The organism is Marinoscillum sp. MHG1-6 (genome assembly GCF_024714475.1).
Taxonomy (GTDB): domain Bacteria; phylum Bacteroidota; class Bacteroidia; order Cytophagales; family Cyclobacteriaceae; genus JAMZMI01.
This window is the reverse complement of sequence record NZ_JAMZMI010000003.1, coordinates 581,411-599,100: the sequence shown is the minus strand read 5'-3', so window position 1 is coordinate 599,100 and position 17,690 is coordinate 581,411. Positions and strand designations below refer to the sequence as shown.

The 17,690-nt window shown below is 43.6% G+C and carries 17 protein-coding genes; 9 read left to right on the top strand and 8 right to left on the bottom strand.

The window, feature by feature from the left end:
• The first annotated feature begins 5 nt into the window (after positions 1-5).
• Complete coding sequence (locus NXR94_RS09750; protein ID WP_258104433.1) at positions 6-1,097, top strand: hypothetical protein; 1,092 nt, start codon at positions 6-8, stop codon at positions 1,095-1,097.
• Positions 1,098-1,263: 166 nt separating this feature from the next.
• On the opposite strand, the gene NXR94_RS09745 is transcribed toward NXR94_RS09750, so the two are convergent.
• Positions 1,264-2,928, bottom strand: coding sequence for an Ig-like domain-containing protein (locus tag NXR94_RS09745; protein WP_258104432.1), 1,665 nt, complete (start codon positions 2,926-2,928; stop codon positions 1,264-1,266).
• Positions 2,929-3,402: 474 nt separating this feature from the next.
• On the opposite strand from NXR94_RS09745, the gene NXR94_RS09740 reads away from it, so the two are divergent.
• The 5 genes from NXR94_RS09740 to NXR94_RS09720 all read left to right on the top strand — a co-directional run bounded on the left by NXR94_RS09740 (position 3,403) and on the right by NXR94_RS09720 (position 9,448).
• On the top strand, positions 3,403-3,786 hold the full coding sequence (locus tag NXR94_RS09740) for a VOC family protein (protein WP_258104431.1): 384 nt from the start codon (positions 3,403-3,405) through the stop codon (positions 3,784-3,786).
• Positions 3,787-4,250: 464 nt separating this feature from the next.
• Entirely contained in the window at positions 4,251-5,732 is a 1,482-nt protein-coding gene (gene glpK / locus NXR94_RS09735; RefSeq protein ID WP_258104430.1) for a glycerol kinase GlpK, read from the top strand.
• Between the two features lies 1 nt (position 5,733).
• A complete protein-coding gene (locus tag NXR94_RS09730; protein WP_258104429.1) occupies positions 5,734-7,386 on the top strand; it encodes a glycerol-3-phosphate dehydrogenase/oxidase in 1,653 nt (550 codons plus the stop codon).
• 77 nt (positions 7,387-7,463) lie between these two features.
• Positions 7,464-8,606, top strand: a complete 1,143-nt coding sequence (locus tag NXR94_RS09725) for a pyridoxal phosphate-dependent aminotransferase (RefSeq protein ID WP_258104428.1) — start codon at positions 7,464-7,466, stop codon at positions 8,604-8,606.
• Positions 8,603-9,448 (top strand): prephenate dehydrogenase, encoded by an 846-nt coding sequence (locus tag NXR94_RS09720; RefSeq protein WP_258104427.1) that lies wholly within the window; start codon positions 8,603-8,605, stop codon positions 9,446-9,448. The genes NXR94_RS09725 and NXR94_RS09720 overlap by 4 nt, the downstream gene beginning before the upstream one ends.
• Here NXR94_RS09720 and NXR94_RS09715 read toward each other — a convergent pair whose 3' ends face one another.
• A complete protein-coding gene (locus NXR94_RS09715) occupies positions 9,449-10,306 on the bottom strand; it encodes an ABC transporter substrate-binding protein (protein WP_258104426.1) in 858 nt (285 codons plus the stop codon).
• Between the two features lie 93 nt (positions 10,307-10,399).
• Positions 10,400-11,572 (bottom strand): DUF1624 domain-containing protein, encoded by a 1,173-nt coding sequence (locus NXR94_RS09710; RefSeq protein WP_258104425.1) that lies wholly within the window; start codon positions 11,570-11,572, stop codon positions 10,400-10,402.
• Between the two features lie 234 nt (positions 11,573-11,806).
• On the opposite strand from NXR94_RS09710, the gene NXR94_RS09705 reads away from it, so the two are divergent.
• The 3 genes from NXR94_RS09705 to NXR94_RS09695 all read left to right on the top strand — a co-directional run bounded on the left by NXR94_RS09705 (position 11,807) and on the right by NXR94_RS09695 (position 14,987).
• Complete coding sequence (locus NXR94_RS09705; protein WP_258104424.1) at positions 11,807-13,984, top strand: radical SAM protein; 2,178 nt, start codon at positions 11,807-11,809, stop codon at positions 13,982-13,984.
• 71 nt (positions 13,985-14,055) lie between these two features.
• Entirely contained in the window at positions 14,056-14,433 is a 378-nt protein-coding gene (locus NXR94_RS09700; RefSeq protein WP_258104423.1) for a hypothetical protein, read from the top strand.
• Positions 14,434-14,435: 2 nt separating this feature from the next.
• On the top strand, positions 14,436-14,987 hold the full coding sequence (locus NXR94_RS09695) for a hypothetical protein (RefSeq protein ID WP_258104422.1): 552 nt from the start codon (positions 14,436-14,438) through the stop codon (positions 14,985-14,987).
• Between the two features lie 42 nt (positions 14,988-15,029).
• On the opposite strand, the gene NXR94_RS09690 is transcribed toward NXR94_RS09695, so the two are convergent.
• The 5 genes from NXR94_RS09690 to NXR94_RS09670 form a co-directional block, all read right to left on the bottom strand.
• Entirely contained in the window at positions 15,030-15,518 is a 489-nt protein-coding gene (locus NXR94_RS09690) for a hypothetical protein (RefSeq protein ID WP_258104421.1), read from the bottom strand.
• Between the two features lie 111 nt (positions 15,519-15,629).
• The gene (locus NXR94_RS09685) at positions 15,630-15,968 is read right to left on the bottom strand and encodes a hypothetical protein (RefSeq protein WP_258104420.1); all 339 of its coding nucleotides are present in this window, start codon (positions 15,966-15,968) and stop codon (positions 15,630-15,632) included.
• On the bottom strand, positions 15,965-16,519 hold the full coding sequence (locus NXR94_RS09680; protein ID WP_258104419.1) for an RNA polymerase sigma factor: 555 nt from the start codon (positions 16,517-16,519) through the stop codon (positions 15,965-15,967). The genes NXR94_RS09685 and NXR94_RS09680 overlap by 4 nt, the downstream gene beginning before the upstream one ends.
• Positions 16,512-16,898 carry a DUF6249 domain-containing protein gene (locus NXR94_RS09675; RefSeq protein ID WP_258104418.1) on the bottom strand — a complete coding sequence of 129 codons (387 nt, stop codon included), beginning with the start codon at positions 16,896-16,898 and terminating at the stop codon, positions 16,512-16,514. The genes NXR94_RS09680 and NXR94_RS09675 overlap by 8 nt, the downstream gene beginning before the upstream one ends.
• Positions 16,899-17,290: 392 nt before the next feature.
• On the bottom strand, positions 17,291-17,491 hold the full coding sequence (locus tag NXR94_RS09670) for a hypothetical protein (RefSeq protein ID WP_258104417.1): 201 nt from the start codon (positions 17,489-17,491) through the stop codon (positions 17,291-17,293).
• Positions 17,492-17,690: the final 199 nt, after the last annotated feature.

Genomic DNA, 17,690 nt, shown 5'->3' with positions numbered 1-17,690 from the left:
CGGAAATGAAAAAGGTAATTACACTTGTTGTTTTGCTACTTCTGCTGGCATTTTCCTGTGGACAGGAGACCAGGGTCATCAATGTGGTGCATGAGGATGGCTCCATTACCCGAACCGTGATTATCAAAGCGGATGCTAAGGATTATCTTCAATTTGACCGCATGGCGGTTCCGATAGACAGTACATGGCAGATACGTATGGATACATTGCCAGGGAAGATTAATGGTGAGGGTGATGATGGTGATAGTATTTTGTACCTGGAAGCCACTAAGCATTTTGAAAGTGTGGATGAGATCAATCAGACTTATACTCATGACTCCAGCGCGAATAAACGATTTAGTAGAAAGGCTGCCTTTGCAAAGCGATTTCGGTGGTTCACCACGGTTTACAGGTATTCGGAAACTGTGGGTAGGATATACCAGTTGGAGGTACCTGTAGCTAATTATTTAAGTACCGAGGAACAGGAGTTTTTCAATCTTCCGAATTCGGTTAAGTCTGCTCTATTAACGGGTAAAGACAGCACCCACTATCACGCTCTAAGTGATAGTCTGGAGGATCATTTTGATGTCTATTTTTGGAATACATCAATCAGACAATGGGTAAGTATCTTCTTTGACCATTTCGGTGATGATCCCAACCTGACCATGACAAAGTCGGATATGTTGGCTAAAGAGGAAGAAGTTATGAGTTATTTGATTGAAAACCGGTTTGGGGAAAATGTGGATTCGATTTTTCTGGTGTCTTTTGGCCAACCATTTTACGATGCTTTCAAAACTGAAATAGATAGTACAACGGCATTGTTGGAGGTAGCTTCAGAACCATTCTTTGAAAGCCTGGGCTATGATATGGAGATTAGGATGCCGGGGAAAGTCATTGGGACCAATGGTTACCTCTTGGAAAAAGATACAGTGGATGGAGTAGGACAGGGCTTACTCTGGACAGTGGAGGGTTCCCGTTTTCTTACTGAGGATTATGAAATGTGGGTGGAGTCACGGGTGAATAATTATTCCTTATGGGTGGTGACCGGAATCTTTATTGGTTTTATTTCCATAGGGTTAGTTCGATTGAAACGTAAAAGTTCGGTCGACAGTGATTGACGCGAGGTCGGGAGGGTTATGTTCGGTTAATCTACCTTAACCCCCGACTAGTATGGAAGTTACTTCCGTACTTTTCAGAATTACCTCTACATCCTGCTAGTACCTGGGAAGGGAAAAATAAAAGGCCACCAACAGGCAGCCTTTTTTGCTGGTTGAAAAGATGTGATTATTGCTTGATGATTCTGCTTATTCGCTTATCTCCATTTAGCGTATATTCAATAAAGTAGATTCCTTTATTCAAATGCGCCAGGTCCACAGCTACTTCGTGACTTCCCACACTCAAAACCTGGTGTCGAATGGTGCTCAGTACTTTGCCATCCAGTCCAATTACGTTGCCACTGAAATGACTTTCTTCATCCAGTGTAAGGCTGATGATGAGTGATGTCGTGGCTGGATTCGGATATAGCCCAACGGCAACTTTACCGGCGTCCAAGCTTTCTGAGATGATTGATCCGCTGGATCTGGCTGAGGATCCTGTACAAGTAATGATATTTAAGGTACTGTTGTAGGCCAATGATGAGTGGGTCACATCATCCACACACAGATCCACCATCACGCCGCCCTTGGCGGTAGTAGAGGTTATCAAATCTACGACGCCATTGCCTCCCGTGATACTTGATACCGTTTCATTGAAAGTGCCTGAAAAGGTCCCGGTAACTGAAGCACCAACGACCGGAGCGCCGGCATTATCCAATATGGTGACACTGGCTGTGCCATACTTGTTACCCTGTCCTGCATTTTGAGTACCGGTTGTGATACTTGATACGTACATTTCGCTGATAGTATTGCCGGTAATTGTTACGCTCGAGGAGGTGGTGGTGGCCAGTTCGTTGTCCGTGGCTACTGCCGTAATATCGTACGAACCTACACCGATAGTCCAGTTGATTGAATAGGGGCTTGAGGTGTCGACACCCACACTGTTGCCATCCACAAAAAACTCCACCTGATCCACGAATCCGTCGCTGTCTGTAGCATCTGCGGATATGGTCACATTCTCTCCATCGGCAAAACTTGCGCCATTAACAGGGGCAGTGATGCTCACAGAAGGCGGGATGTTTCCGGAAGGAGTGCCGGTGTAAAGGTCATCGAAATAAGCCGTGGCGTCTCCGTCGGTTTGAAGGTAGACTCCCGCTTTCCAATAGCTCGGCCAGGTCCAGAACGAAACGTCCATATTTACCTTTTCCACACCGTCTACATCTATGATCATATAGCCACCAATTATTTTTACGTCGCAATTAACATAGCCTTCAGGGTTGAGACCCAAATCAATGTGGGTGGTATTAGCTCCGGTTGCATCCGTTTTGACCGCCGCCCATAAGTGGTTGGTAGGAGATTTTACAAGATGTCTGTAAATGCGTAGTAAGGGTTTGTTGGGGCCATTTCCGGCATTGGCATCATCATGGATTTGCATGAGTGTAACCTGGTCGCAGGTCTGTTCCACAACGTTGAATCGTCCGTGTAGAGATCTGTCACCGTCTGAAACCAACCAGTTTCGAAGATCGCGTAGCTCTGTTCTGTTCGCATACCCTGACTGATTAAAGGCGACCTTATCGACATCGGCTACATAAAACCAGCTGGAAGTATAACCGGCAATGAGTTCTGCTGTAGTCGCTGCTGTGGAACTGGTTGGAGCCTGTAGCTTGCACTCACCCATAAAATCCTGAAATCGGGGAATTTCATAAGGATAGCTGTAAGGTTGACTTACTGCCAGCGTCGTTAGCTGGATAAAGAATATCAGGCAAGCCAGTTTTAGAAATGAAAAGGGCCTCTTTTTTTTAAGCCGATTGCCATAAGAATACTGTTGGGGTAAATAGAGTACTGGATTTTTCATGTGATCATATATTTAAGTTAGAATTGATTTTCCTCCTCCCATTTATGGGAATTCAAATCCATGTTTCATAACTCAACTATTGACCCCTTTCAGATATTTCAAAAAGATAGTTGACAGCATAACCGTGTTAAGGAATATGCCAATCGGCATTCCATATATGGAAAACCAAAAACTGGTCGACCAATTTAATTAAAAAAATCAATAATACAAGTAAGATTTATCATTTCGTTAATTATTTCTCATTGTAATGGTGTTATGTTATTAATTTGCTAATCAGGAGGGTGTATTGGAGAGCCACTCATACTGTAACGCAACCTTTATTTATCACTTTTGGAATTAAGGCTTGGATTCCGGTAAGGCGGAATTACCACCAGGGGTTTCCTGTTCAGTTTTTAAGTGCTGGGGTGTTTTATGTGCGCAGGTGTAACATCTGGTTTTTTATATTTGATAGCGTCAACAAACTATTTCTGAGGCATGTCAGCAAGACTATATCGGGTTATTCTGCCGGTCAACGATATTGATCAGGCCGAAAAGTTCTATTCCGAAATCCTGGATCAGGAAGGAATCAGAGTTTCTCCCGGTCGACATTATTTCAACATAGGAGGGACCATACTTGCGTGTTACGACCCTAAATCTGACGGGGATGATGTGGGCGCATGGAAATTTCACGAAAATCAGTACATCTATATTTGCGTATCTGATTTAAAAAGTGTCAGGGATAAAATGAAAACATTGGATTGTCGTTCAATCGGATCGATTGAAGACATGCCCTGGGGAGAAACCCTGTTCTATGCCAGTGATCCTTTTGGAAACCCGATCTGCTTTGTTGATGAGAAGACCATTTTTACAGGGGATTAAAATCTATAGATTGAGATGCTCAAAAAAATGAAGGCTCCCTTGGAGCCCTCTGATTGCGGAAAAACCACAATCTGCCTTAGTATTTTATTAATTAAAAGTAGTCATACCGCGGGAGTCAATAGGGGGTGATTGTGTTCAAACAGGGGGGAGACATGAGTATTTTCATCAAAATCATTCCCTTTAGCATGTGTTTTGAAGCATTATGAGCATACTTGAGCACGAATTTTTCTAGCCCTCTCTTGAATTGAGATGGTGCCAGTATAGGGCAGGATAGTTTCGTCCGAGGGCAGCTTTACTTTTGGGCTTTCTTCATAAACAATCTTTGAAAGCCTGCTGGAAGTTTTCGCTAGCAGGCTTTTTTGTTTTCATCGCCCTTGGAATAGGTTGGTGATCAAGGCATGGATATGCGCCTTTATGTTCTGCTAATTTTCTATCTTTTAGCAAACAAAGCCTACTAGCCATTCATGCCATACCTACTTGCACTTGATCAGGGAACTACCAGCTGTCGGACGATTGTGGTAGATCGCTCTGGCAAGATCGTAGCCTCAGACCAACTAGAATTCACCCAGTATTTCCCTAAAGCCGGATGGGTAGAGCATGATGCAGAAGAAATCTTCGATATCCAGATGAAGACCTTAAAGGGTGCTCTGGATAAAGCAGGGATTACGGCTTCCGATGTGCAGGCTATTGGCATTACTAATCAGCGTGAAACAACCCTAGTTTGGGATAAAGAAACAGGTAAGCCCATTCACCATGCCATTGTATGGCAGGATCGAAGAACTTCAGACTTCTGTGAAGAGTTGAAATCGATTGGTTATGAAGAAACGATCCGAACAAAGACTGGCCTTCCTATTGACGCGTACTTTTCTGCAAGCAAGTTGCATTGGCTCTTGAATTATGTAGAGGGAGCCCACGAAAAAGCCGAAGCAGGAAACCTGCTTTTTGGTACCATGGATACCTGGCTTATCTGGAAAATGACCAGGGGTCAATCTCATGTCACTGATCATACCAACGCCAGTCGCACGATGCTCTTTGACATTGCTGCCAGTGAATGGGATGAAACCCTGTTGTCTCTTTTTGCGGTTCCGCGATCAATGATGCCGGCGGTCAAGTCATCCAGTGAACATTTCGGAATCTTCAAAATGGATGGGGTTGAGATACCCATTTCCGGAGTGGCCGGAGATCAGCAGGCGGCCTTATTTGGTCAGGGTTGTGTTGAAAAGGGAGATGTGAAAAACACTTACGGAACGGGGTGTTTCGTGTTGATGAACCAGGGAAATGAGATGACTTCATCTGATTTTGGTCTGGTTACCACCCGTGCCTGCTCTTTAGATAGCAAGCCTGTTTATGCGTTGGAAGGGAGTGTGTTCATAGGGGGTGCTGCCGTCCAGTGGTTACGTGACGGGATCAATATCATTGATCATGCTGCTGAGACACAAGAAATGGCAGAGCAGGCACAGGGAGAAGATGAGTTGGTGCTGGTTCCGGCTTTTGTTGGGCTTGGCACCCCTTATTGGGATATGTATGCCCGTGGAGCTGTCTTCGGTTTGACGCGGGATACGGGCAGGGAGCATTTTGCGAAAGCAGCCTTACAGGCGATAGCCTTCCAGACCAGGGATGTGCTGGATGCCATGGAAAAGGATAGTGGGCTTAAGGTGGAAACACTAAAAGTTGATGGAGGAGCCACAGCGAATGATTACCTGATGCAGTTTCAGGCAGACTTATTAGATACTCCGATAGCCGTGTCCGAGCATACGGAGACGACCGCTCTTGGAGCGGCTTATCTGGCCGGATTGCAGGTTGGTTTTTGGAACCTTGAGGAGGTGAAAAGGTTTAGTAATAGTGGCAGGCATTTTAGCCCGAAAATGGAAGAATCAAAAAGAGAACGATTATATAGTCAATGGAAGAAGGCGGTAAGCCGTACGTTGGGTTGGTTAAAAGATTAGGATGAATAAACATAGATTTTCAGTATTAGATCGATCGGAAGTCATAGATGAGGTCAGGGAAAAGCAATTTGACCTGATCATTGTAGGTGGAGGGATTACCGGGGCTGGAATCGCCCTGGATGCGGCCTCCAGAGGAATGGAGGTCTTGTTACTGGAAAAAAATGATTTCGCTTCAGGGACTTCGAGCAAGTCGACTAAGTTGATCCATGGAGGATTGAGATACCTCAAGCAGTTTGAGTTTGCACTGGTCAAAGAGACAGGAATGGAGCGTGCAGTGGTGCATAAGCTGGCTCCTCATCTGGCTGTTCCTGAAAAGATGTTGTTGCCCTTCGTGACTGATGGGACTTATGGCAGTTTTAGTACTTCTGTTGGACTGAAAGTTTATGATTTTCTCGCTGATGTGGTGAAAAAGGACCGCAGGAAGATGCTTTCGAGATTTCATACGCTGGCGGCAGAGCCACTTCTGAATAAGACTATCGTAGAAGGTGGGGGAATTTACTCAGAATACAGAACGGACGATGCCCGATTGACCATTGAAGTTCTGAAAACGGCCCATAGGTACGAGGCTACTGTGCTTAATTATGCAGAGGTCACAGCTTTTATAGAAGAAGAAAAGGTAAGCGGGGTGAAATTCAAAGATCACCTGAGCAGCAAAGAATATACAGCAACTGCGCCATGTGTTGTGGCAGCCGTAGGTCCCTGGCTGGATGAACTGTTGCAACGGCAGGATAAGAGCGTGAAGCAAAAGCTCAGACTAACGAAAGGGGTGCATATTGTGGTGCCACATCAGAAATTCCCTCTGAATCAGGCGGTGTACTTCGATACCCCGGACGAGCGCATGGTGTTCGCGATACCAAGGGGAAGGGTTACCTATATTGGCACGACCGATACCGAATATCATGGGGCATTGGATCGGGTGGTGACCACGCAAAAGGATTTGGAATATCTACTGGGAGCACTGGATCGTGTGTTTCCTCATATCAACCTGAAAAAGGAAGATGTTATTTCCAACTGGGCGGGCTTGAGGCCGCTCATCGAGGAGGAGGGCAAAACTCCGTCCGAGTTATCCCGCAAGGAGGAGATCTACGAAATGGAGAACGGACTAATAGCCATCGCAGGAGGAAAACTTACTGGTTACCGACAAATGGCCCGGAAGGTGGTGGACGAAGTTCAGCAACGACTTGATATGCCGCACGATGTACAGTGCAGGACCTCCCTTATCCCATTGACAGAGGCACCTTTTTCAGATTATGGTGTCGTTCAAAAGGCGGTCAGATATTATGAAGACCTGGTAGAGGCCGAGGGGCTGGACAGATACTATGGCTGGCATTTGGTTTCCACTTATGGTAGTAATGCTGCAGTGATATGGAGAAAGTTTATGGATCAGGAGGAGCAAACAGAGGAGCAGTTGGTAAAAAGTGAGCTTTGGTATGCGATTGAATACGAAATGGTCTCTTCTGCCGTCGATTTTTTGGTGAGAAGAACGAGCTGGATGTATTTTGATATTCCACGGGTTCAACAATATGCTGACATGGTCCTTCAGACGCTCACAGAGTGTTACAACTGGAAACCGACCAGGGTCAAAAGTGAAAGGGCATTACTCGATCAGATCGTCAAAGATGCAACCACCTATTATGCTTCTGAAAAGCCATGAGCTCACAGAGCCTGTTTTAACTCATTCCCTTTTTATAGATTTGGGGGAAAATTCACCGGTATAGTCGAACAGCTTCTATGATTATCAAACCAGCGGAAAGGCTTAGCTCACTTCAGGAATACTATTTCTCCAAAAAGCTCAAAGAAGTTGCTGACCTAAAGTCAAAGGGAAAAGACATTATCAATCTTGGTATTGGCAGTCCTGATATGATCCCTGATGCAGAAGTGATCAGTGCGATGATTGAGGGAGCGCTGGAGCCGGCTAATCACGGCTATCAGCCATATCAGGGTATTCCGGATCTAAAGCAAGCGATTGTCAATTTTCATAAGTCACGTTATGATGTTGGTTTAGGGATAAATGAGGTGTTACCATTAATTGGCTCAAAGGAAGGTATCACACATATATCTTTAGCCTACCTCAATTCCGGTGATCAGGTACTTATTCCGTCTTTAGGTTACCCCACCTATACTTCTGTGACGAGGATGGTACAGGCAGAACCGGTGTACTATCCACTTCTAGAGGATAAGGGCTGGGAGCCTGATTGGGAGTTTCTTGAAGGGCTTGACTTCAGCAGGATCAAATTGCTGTGGTTGAATTATCCGCATATGCCTACCGGCACTAAAGGATCCCTGGACTGGTTGAAGAAATTTGTTGATCTGGCCAGAAGAAAGCAGGTGCTCCTGTGTCATGATAACCCTTATAGCTTCATACAAAATGATCATCCATTGAGCATCTTCAACGTGGATGGGGCGAAGGAGGTGGCCGTAGAGCTTAATTCCCTGTCCAAAACCTTTAATATGGCAGGCTGGCGGGTAGGCTGGGTAGCGGGGGATTCAATGATCCTGGAACCCATTCTTCGTGTGAAAAGCAATATGGATTCGGGAATGTTCAAACCCGTGCAGTTGGCTGCGGTTAAGGCGCTGGAGTTAGGGAATGAATGGTTTGAAGGGATTAATAGAGTTTATACCCGAAGAAGAAAGCTGGCAGAGCAGTTTTTGGAAATTGCTGGATGTAAGATCGCTCCGGACCAGGCAGGTATGTTCGTATGGGCGAAGGTAGGAGAAGGCGATGCAGATCCTTTGTGCGATCACTTGCTATATGAAAAGGATGTATTTGTAACACCAGGGCATATTTTTGGTGAGCAGGGGCACCAGTATATTCGTATTTCCCTCTGCATGAAGGAAGAAATTATTGTCAAGGCGATAGAGAGAATTCAATGAAGAAAGTACTGTTGGTAGGGGTTGGGCTGATCGGAGGCTCGTATTCATTGGCGTTAAAACCCAGAAACGAATTTGAATTCGGCGGGTTTAGTCGTAGGAGCACTACCCTTGATATGGCAGAGAAGTTAGGGATCATCCAGCATAAATTCGACGATCTAAATGAAGGCGTTCAATGGGCCGACTGGATCATTTTGTCTATTCCTGTTGATGTCATCCGAAAACTTCTTCCGGGCATTCTGGATATCGTGAAACCCCATCAGCTTGTTGTGGATTTTGGTTCAACTAAAGGAGCAATTTGCGAGGAGGTGAAAAACCATCCCAATCGCGCTAACTTCTTACCGGCGCATCCCATTGCAGGTACAGAATACTCCGGTCCGGAGGCTGCCTTTCCGGGGCTTTTTCAGGATAAGTGCCTCATTGTTTGTGAGGAGGACGAGACTAAAGCTGATCTAAAAGACGAATTTGAAGAAATCGCCAAATCGATTGGTTTTTACATTGTTAAAATGGGTGCTGAAGAGCACGACCGACATCTGGCGTACATCAGTCACCTGAGTCATGTGACTTCCTTTGCTTTGAGCAATACAGTGCTTGCCAAGGAAAAAGATGGAGAGGTAATTCTGGAGTTGGCAGGATCCGGATTTGCCAGTACGGTTCGGTTAGCTAAGAGCTCCCCGGAGATGTGGACGCCCATTTTCTTGGAAAACAAAAAAATGATCCTTGAAGGCATTGATGCTTATCTCAATGAGGTTCAGAAGCTTCGTGATTTTCTTTCCGCCGATCAGGCTGAGAAAGTGCAATCCTTCCTTGAGTCAGGAAGGGAAATACGTCGCATTATTCAATAATCAGGTCAGGGTGTGAATCACCTCATTGAGGGCAGGAGCTAATTGAATCAGCCCCAATGACTTCAGTGTGTTCATCACATTTCTGAGGGCAATTCCATCAACAGAAAGGTCATGCGACCACTTAACCTCCGTGATAATCTGATCTGCATCTTCTTTTTTGAGATCAAATCGGGAAGATATCAGGTTAGCAAGTTCAGGATTCCGTTGAGTTTGCTGGCATTGGTTGCTTATGATTTCACATGCGGTACGTATAGCAGCCTTTTTTGATTCCAATGATTTCAATCCTGCGGCAATAACAAAGCATGGCCAGGGAGTTGCGACGATACCCACACGGGAAAACTCGTGGTTGTCCACATAGGGTTTAGTTGTGTATTTTTCCCATAAGAACACATCACTTTCTCCCTCACGAAAAGACTCAAGTGCTCCCTTCAGGTTATTGACCACTTCGAAATGAAGGTTCTGAAGATTCCAGCCATGATTTTTAGCCATGACGAAAGACATCAGGTGAGATCCCGATCCAAACCGGCTTATAGCGATTCGTCGATCATTGATGTTATCAATTGGTTGAGGATTTTCGCTATGAGGTACATGGATGCCCCATAGGAGTGGAGACTCTACATAGTTTTTGATAATACGACTTGGGTTCCCGTCAATGATGCTTTTGGTGATACCTTCCGTTAAGATGATGGCCATATCCAACTCTCCATCCCATAACATACTTGACATTTTTCCGGTCCCTTCAGGTACGTTGACCCATTCTAATTGTATGCCTGCAGCTTCCAAAGTACCATTTTCAAAGGCCTGATGGATGGGTAAATTGAAGTATTCGGGTACGCCGCCAAGTCTGAGAGTCGTCATATTATCTTAATTTGGACCCAAAGATAATCGGCATAGAAAGACATTCTGATTTTAATTTCCAAACTCAGGTCGGTTCGTTCGAGTGGAGTTTGGCTAAAAATAGCTCAGCCACTTTTTCTCTTTATGACTCATTTTGTACTGGCTAAATTTGTAACAAGGCAAGTACAGGATCATTACTACCGCAATCCATACCAGGTAAGTCCATCCCAGGTTCATCCCGTAACCCACAAGTTCAGGGGATTCGTTCACCCACGTCTTAAGAATCATTGATTCCCATCCAAATCCGGTTGCTTCTGCCAGAGCCATGGCGAAAAGGTGAATGAGATAAAGATGGAGGATGTAGTAGAAAAAGGGTACCCTGCCATATACCTTAATGAATTCCGCCACCTTGCCAGTAACATGTTCCGTATTCGCCAGAAATAGCATGGCTGGCCCTAAAGTCATGAGCAAGTAGGTGAGGGAGGGAGGGTATTTGGCCGGATCGAAAAAGGAAAATAGTGTATCAGAAATCGATTCATAGAATTCCCAGGGGTGGAAGTTGCCATAGCTATTTGCAAGTCGAATGGCAAAGAAGAGGACAACAGCTGACAGTCCAATGATATTGAATTCCTTCTGTCTTTTCTCTGCCGGAACCAACTTATCATAATAGGTGCCCAGATAATAGCCCATTGACATCACACCAATCCAGGGAAGGAGCGGGTAAGCAACAAAGAGTGCCCGACCATTTTCGAATAGGAACAATTCTGCCTGATGGACAATGGACCACAGCAGGTTTTGTTCAATGGAAATGTAATCCAATAGGTTATGACCAAACATGATCAACAAGCTGATGATCAGAATGCCTTTCATAGGAAGGTGAATGACACCGGCAAGAAAGATCATTCCCATTCCCAGTACCCAGATAACAAGTAGACCCAGGGCAATGAATTGAATGTCAAAGTACCAGGAAAAATTGACCACAGTCAGTTCAATGAAGACCAGCCAAATACCACGTGATAACAGAAAGTAAGTGAGCTCCTTCTTACTTTTTCTTCTACCCACGAGGTATGCTGAAATACCTGCCTGCAAAGCGAAAATAGGTGCACAGTAATGTGTGATCCACCTTGTGAAATAAAGTGAGAAATAGGTTTGTTTTGCATCCGTAGGGTCAAATAAGAAGGCCTGATCATGGAAATAGTCCCTGGTATGGTCCAGAGCCATAATCACCATAACCAATCCTTTGAGGATGTCCAGTGATTCAATCCTTTGCGGCTTTAGATCATTCATTTTGCTTGGAACCCCTCAAGGTCAGTGAAGTTGATTCATTAAATTAATGAAACGATTATGAATAAATTCCTGGAAAGTGAGGAATGGGTTTTTGGATCATTGAGTGGTTTATAGATATTAAAATTGAGGTTATTTGAATGACTTCAATAATCTATAATTAATAGAAACTGAGATCTCCTACGCTGGATATCGCCGTAAATCCTGATCTTGCAGATTGAATTAAGATGCTACCATTTGAAAGAAGTCCTGCTCATAACGCCCCCTTTTACACAGCTCAATACACCTTACCCTGCTACAACTTACCTCAAGGGCTTTTTAAATACCCGCGGTATTAGTTCTTATCAGATGGATTTAGGGATAGAGGTAATTCTTGAGCTGTTCTCTGCGAAGGGGTTGGCAGAAATGTTTGCTATGGCAGGAGGTGATGGGAGAAGGTCAGAAAATGCAGCAAGGATATTGGCGCTTAAGGATGACTATATCGCTACCATCGATCAGGTGATGGCCTTTTTGCAGGGGAGGGATCAGACATTGGCTCGTCAGATTTGCACCGAAGAATTTTTGCCGGAGGCCTCACGGTTTGCAGTGCTGGAAGAGCTTGACTGGGCATTCGGAACGATGGGGTTTCAGGATAAGGCAAGACATCTTGCCACGCTATTCCTTGAGGATCTCTCCGACTTTATAGTGGAGTGTATTGATCCCCATTTTGGGTTTAGTCGGTATGCGGAAAGGCTGGGAAGAAGTGCCAATTCGTTTGATGAGCTGCAGGATCATTTGCAAAAGCCCCCGACCTATATTGATGAAATCACATTAAAAATTCTAAAAAGTCAGCTGGAGGAGACAAAACCAAAACTGGTGTGCTTTTCGGTGCCGTTTCCAGGTAACCTTTATAGTGCTTTCCGATGCGCTCAATGGATCAAACAGCATCATCCTGGTATTAAGTTGTCTATGGGCGGAGGCTTTCCCAATACTGAATTACGTGAGGTGAATGACCTTCGGGTCTTTGACTATTTTGACTTTATCTGTCTGGATGATGGTGAGCGGCCCCTTGAGCAGCTCATCCTTGAGTTGAATAGAGGGGAGGAGCCATTAGTGCTTAAACGAACCTTTCATCGTGCGGCAGGGGAGGTAAGTTTCAATAACGAATGTGCTTTACCCGACTATAAACAAAGTGAAGTAGGAACCCCTGACTATAGTGACCTTCCTCTGGATGAATACATTTCTATCATTGAGATAGCCAATCCAATGCATAGTCTCTGGAGTGATGGGAGATGGAATAAACTCACCATGGCTCATGGTTGCTATTGGGGAAAATGTACCTTTTGCGATGTGTCTCTGGACTATATTAAGTTGTATGAACCGATTGCCGCTCGAACCCTGGTAGATCGAATGGAGGAGCTTATCCGACAAACCGGAGAAAGGGGATTTCACTTTGTGGATGAAGCCGCACCTCCGGCACTCATGCGTGAAGTTGCCATAGAAATCCTGCGTCGTACTTTGACTGTGACGTGGTGGACGAATATCCGTTTTGAGAAGAGCTTCACTATGGACCTTTGCCGATTGCTACAGGCTTCCGGTTGTATAGCAGTATCCGGTGGACTGGAAGTGGCTTCTGATCGCTTACTGGCACTTATTGATAAAGGAGTGACAGTGGAACAGGTAGCCAGAGTGACCAGAAACTTTACTGAATCGGGGATTATGGTTCATGCTTATCTGATGTACGGCTACCCGACACAAACGGTTCAGGAAACGATCGATAGCCTGGAGATGGTCAGGCAGATGTTTGAGCAGGGCATATTACAATCAGGTTTTTGGCATCAGTTTGCCCTTACCGCTCATAGCCCGGTGGGACTGGATCCGGTAGGTTATGGTGTCATTCCTGAGTATAAACCCATTTCTTTTGCTAATAATGATATCCAGTTTAAGGACACAACAGGAGTGGATCATGACCGATTCAGCTATGGATTGAAAAAATCTTTATTCAATTATATGCACGGTCTATGTTATGACTGGCCGTTGACCGAATGGTTTGATTTTAAGATCCCGAGAACCACTATTAAGCCCAATTTCATAGCCCAAAGCCTGGATCAGGAGGACTTCACACCTCCTAAGGTCAACTCAAAAATTTTGTGGCTGGGAAGCAGTCCGGATTTAAAAACGTTTAATGGGAGAAAAGGAAAACCCCAGGTAACTGAGCTCAGCTTCCATTCACGAAAGAGCAGTTTTTCGATTCGGGTGGATCAGCAGAATGCGGAATGGCTCGCGGAAGTACTGGGTCAAATGAGTAAGGGAAAACATACGATTTCCTATGGGGAATTAAAAAGGAGTTACGAGAAGGATCAGGAAAATTTCGAGCTGCTCTGGTACTCGAAGCCCATGGATCAGTTGAGGGAGCACGGATTGTTGGTGGTTTGATTGAGGACGGATGTCCCAATCTTTTCTATCTTCACGCCTTAATTTTTAAATAGCAACAACCTCTTTGATGCATGAAGATAGCCCATCTAAAATATTTAGTATTTCTGATTATAACAGCAGGATTAACTTATTTCATACTATCCAAAAATAACGCCTTGAGGAATGCACGCAACCAGATAAACGTCCTGGAACTGGAATTGGATTCACTCAATTCCATCTCTTTGAATTATCAGGCACTCAGGTCAAGTTATGATAGTCTTTATAGAAGTTTGGATAATGCCCGGAATCAAATCGTCCTGCTTCAGGGAGAGGTTGGAACTGATAATCAGATCCATGTTTCAGCCATGCGCGATATTGGTAATGAGCTATCCGAATTATTGCATGATTTCAATCATACCACGGTAGAGTATTCCGGTGACAGTTTGGATGTGGACTCCTTAAAGTTTTAAATATGAGAGGATTATTCATAGTGATATTCAGTTTGATAATTTCCATTTCTTATGCTCAGGAAAGGCATTTTAGGGAATCGGATCAGAAGCTCATGGTACATCATGGAGAGATGGTGAAAATTGATACCGATACTGCCTTTGTAATTAGCAGTTCCCGTGCTCAGTTGCTTAATGAAAAGCTTGATGAGTTGGTGGAGATGCGTTTGACTAACCTAGAACTTCAGGTCATCAATCAGTCTCTTCTGGAAAAAGTAAAGGAGGTGGAGGTGCTGGTATCAAAACTGATTGTCCGTATGGAAGATGATGCAACCCAAACCTCAATAGCATTCGATGATATTGTTGCTCAACTAGATACAAGTTTGGTCACCCTTGGCAATAATAATGAAGAGCTACATCGAAATAACCTGGAGTTAGAGTCTCAAATCCAACAGATGGAACATACTATTAAAAAGCTAAAGAGGAATATCCGTGGTATTTGGTGGAACGGTGTCACGGATAAGCTGGTAGCTGGCGGGATTGGGTTTGGATTGGGTGTTTTGCTAATGGTATTATAACAGGAATGGTCCGGTTAATACTCGAACCATTCCTGTTGATGTTTATGGACACACCGTAGCAGTGAAATTGCCATTGATGTAATTATTCTCATCCATGCGCGCATCGATTTTTCCTACAACTACCGAATCTGCGATGGAGGTTATTTCAATTGCACCTTCAGTAGTGACGTAGTTAATGAAATTGTCCGGATTCAAGAGCGTCACGGTTTGGCTGGTTCCGCCATTGAAGTCCAGAACCAGCTCAACAAGCCCCTCATTCTTTTTCATGGTGAAAAACGCTACGACAAAATCTCCGAAACCAAATTGGTCGCAGGCTGCCGTGGTTTCCTGATCACTGAACAGGTCGAAGGACATCTTTCCTTCAGTTGAAAAATCTACAGTCCCTTCACCATAATTATATGCCTGTCCGTCAATCTTGCCTTGAAGGTTTTGGTCTTTAAATTCATACTTCGGTCCTTTCTCTTCATCTGAGCAAGACAGCAGTACGACAGCAGTGAATAATGTGAAAATCGCGGTTTTGAATTGTTTCATCCTTGTTTGTATTTTAATTTTAATTAACTGTTTGGTAAGATAAAGGGTGATCTAATTAATGCCTAAAGCCGATTGACTTTAATTCACATTGAGCTTCAAATGGATCTAAGATTAATGTTTATGTCGCATGGCTTTGAGCGTGCCATATATGTTATCGAACAGGAGTAATAGAAGTCCCGTACATATCGTCAATATGATCATTGGCAAATGTCTGGCCGTAAGACCCATGATATTGATTTCTGCAGGAATCCAAAATATAGATATAGCAATGCCAATCAATAAACCAAATGCGAAAAAGGCCCAGGACAAATAGAGTAAGTGCCTGTTGGAAGGCCCTGCGTTGGCAATGTTTTCAATTCGATTCATGATTTGCCAATCCAACTCGTGAGAAGGTTCCGGAGTTTCCTTGAGCCCCAGAAGCTCTTTGAAATCATCTTTATCACTTTTCATAATATTTCTCTGACTTCAGATTTTAGCATGCTTTTTAAGTTGTAATAAAATGTCTTGCGACCTCGTTGCAAAAGCATTTTTGTTTTAGACGATGACCAGTCTGTTAAGGCGATAATTTCGGCAACCGACATTTCCTTCAGGTAGAATAATTCAAGCGCCAGGCTTTGCTCGGGAGGTATTTTTTCAAATACCAGGCTGATGTAATACCGCTGTTCATCCTTTTCAAGGTTAGATATTTTGTCAGCCGAGTTACTGGAAAAATCTTCCGGAGGAATCTCTTCGGCATCATAACGCCTTTCCTTTTTAGCTTTTCTAAGCGCCTCATTGATCACAATACGTCCGATCCACGTCCTGAAGCTGGAATTCCCTTTGAAGGATCTCAGGCTTTTGTAGGCTTTAATGAATGCTTCCTGCGTCACATCTTCTGCCAGGTATTTGTCCTTGAGTACAGAAAATGACAACGAGAAAACATAGGATTTATAACTGGTGATGAAATATTGAAAAGAGCGATGATCTCCGTTTAGAACCTTTTCAATATAAAATTCATCCATTTGATTCAGCTTTCGGCTTGTCCAGACGATGAGCCAGGATCATCCCCAATCCACCAGAGGTAAGTATCGAAAATATCATGGTCGGAGCAATGATTTCTTTTCCAAACTTAATCTGATTTACTTCTTGTATGAGGGCAACAGCAAGCATAGAAATACCAGCTCCTAGTCCTATAAAAAAGAAAAGCATCCCAATCTTAAACCAGGGGAATTTGAAGGTAAAGGGCCTTTTTTTGTAAATATCCGATACATCAGCGTCCCGTTCTATCAGTGCCATACGTTCCTTGTTTCGATATTTCAAAAAGAAATATATCGAAAAAAAGAGGCAGGAATAAAAGCATAAATAGACAACAATATCACTTACATAATGTGCAGTACTCATGATCTAAAAGTTAGATAATTAATAATTCATTTACCCTTAGATACAGTGAGGACTTATTTGGTCACATTTTTTAGAGATATTTTAATAAGAGGGGTAGGTAGATTAGAAATGAAAGAAGCACTGAAGTGGACTAAACGAACATTATGATATCTACAAAATCCATAATAAAAAGAATGCTAGGTCAGTCAGGATATGTTGCCGGTGTTTAGCAAAGGAAAATTGTTTACACCAGATGTTAGAGGTAGAAAGAGGTTCTTCTCTTTGGTAGGTTGGAAGGTTGATTAGCGGTAATGGAGTCTTAGCAGGTAGCCAGGGACCTTAGAATTGAGTTTTTTTGGCAGAGGTCACAATCGTTTTATAATGTTCTCGTTTTGGGAAGGGCATCATAATAGCTACTTCTCTGCCGTAGATTTTCTCATTTCCCACAACATAGAAGTGCCCAATGCAACTAAGGTGGCTCCTGTGAATCCGCAAAGTGCAGCCAATTCAAAAGGAACATAAGTATTGCTCAATGAAACAAAAATGGCACATAGTGCTGCTCCCACCAGTATCATGATGGAATCGATAATTAAATAAAATTTGAAAGACTTCATAAAACCCCTTTTTATACTATAAGACTTCTTTGACTGAAATGAGACATCATTTTCTGATATTCTTATCAAATTTATCTCAATATTGTATTTTATTCAATCAATTGACTTATTTATTAAATATTTTTCAATTCATTGACCTGATCCATAAAAAAGTCAATAATCATCCGTTTTTTTCGTGTGAATTTGTCGGATTGATAAA

What these genes read in the sequence shown, in the direction of transcription:
- NXR94_RS09750 (WP_258104433.1), top strand. Translation starts at nt 6, where the DNA reads ATGAAAAAGGTAATTACACTTGTTGTTTTGCTACTTCTGCTGGCATTT.
- NXR94_RS09745 (WP_258104432.1), bottom strand. Translation starts at nt 2,928, where the DNA reads ATGAAAAATCCAGTACTCTATTTACCCCAACAGTATTCTTATGGCAAT.
- NXR94_RS09740 (WP_258104431.1), top strand. Translation starts at nt 3,403, where the DNA reads ATGTCAGCAAGACTATATCGGGTTATTCTGCCGGTCAACGATATTGAT.
- glpK (WP_258104430.1), top strand. Translation starts at nt 4,251, where the DNA reads ATGCCATACCTACTTGCACTTGATCAGGGAACTACCAGCTGTCGGACG.
- NXR94_RS09730 (WP_258104429.1), top strand. Translation starts at nt 5,734, where the DNA reads ATGAATAAACATAGATTTTCAGTATTAGATCGATCGGAAGTCATAGAT.
- NXR94_RS09725 (WP_258104428.1), top strand. Translation starts at nt 7,464, where the DNA reads ATGATTATCAAACCAGCGGAAAGGCTTAGCTCACTTCAGGAATACTAT.
- NXR94_RS09720 (WP_258104427.1), top strand. Translation starts at nt 8,603, where the DNA reads ATGAAGAAAGTACTGTTGGTAGGGGTTGGGCTGATCGGAGGCTCGTAT.
- NXR94_RS09715 (WP_258104426.1), bottom strand. Translation starts at nt 10,306, where the DNA reads ATGACGACTCTCAGACTTGGCGGCGTACCCGAATACTTCAATTTACCC.
- NXR94_RS09710 (WP_258104425.1), bottom strand. Translation starts at nt 11,572, where the DNA reads ATGAATGATCTAAAGCCGCAAAGGATTGAATCACTGGACATCCTCAAA.
- NXR94_RS09700 (WP_258104423.1), top strand. Translation starts at nt 14,056, where the DNA reads ATGAAGATAGCCCATCTAAAATATTTAGTATTTCTGATTATAACAGCA.
- NXR94_RS09695 (WP_258104422.1), top strand. Translation starts at nt 14,436, where the DNA reads ATGAGAGGATTATTCATAGTGATATTCAGTTTGATAATTTCCATTTCT.
- NXR94_RS09690 (WP_258104421.1), bottom strand. Translation starts at nt 15,518, where the DNA reads ATGAAACAATTCAAAACCGCGATTTTCACATTATTCACTGCTGTCGTA.
- NXR94_RS09685 (WP_258104420.1), bottom strand. Translation starts at nt 15,968, where the DNA reads ATGAAAAGTGATAAAGATGATTTCAAAGAGCTTCTGGGGCTCAAGGAA.
- NXR94_RS09680 (WP_258104419.1), bottom strand. Translation starts at nt 16,519, where the DNA reads ATGGATGAATTTTATATTGAAAAGGTTCTAAACGGAGATCATCGCTCT.
- NXR94_RS09675 (WP_258104418.1), bottom strand. Translation starts at nt 16,898, where the DNA reads ATGAGTACTGCACATTATGTAAGTGATATTGTTGTCTATTTATGCTTT.
- NXR94_RS09670 (WP_258104417.1), bottom strand. Translation starts at nt 17,491, where the DNA reads ATGAAGTCTTTCAAATTTTATTTAATTATCGATTCCATCATGATACTG.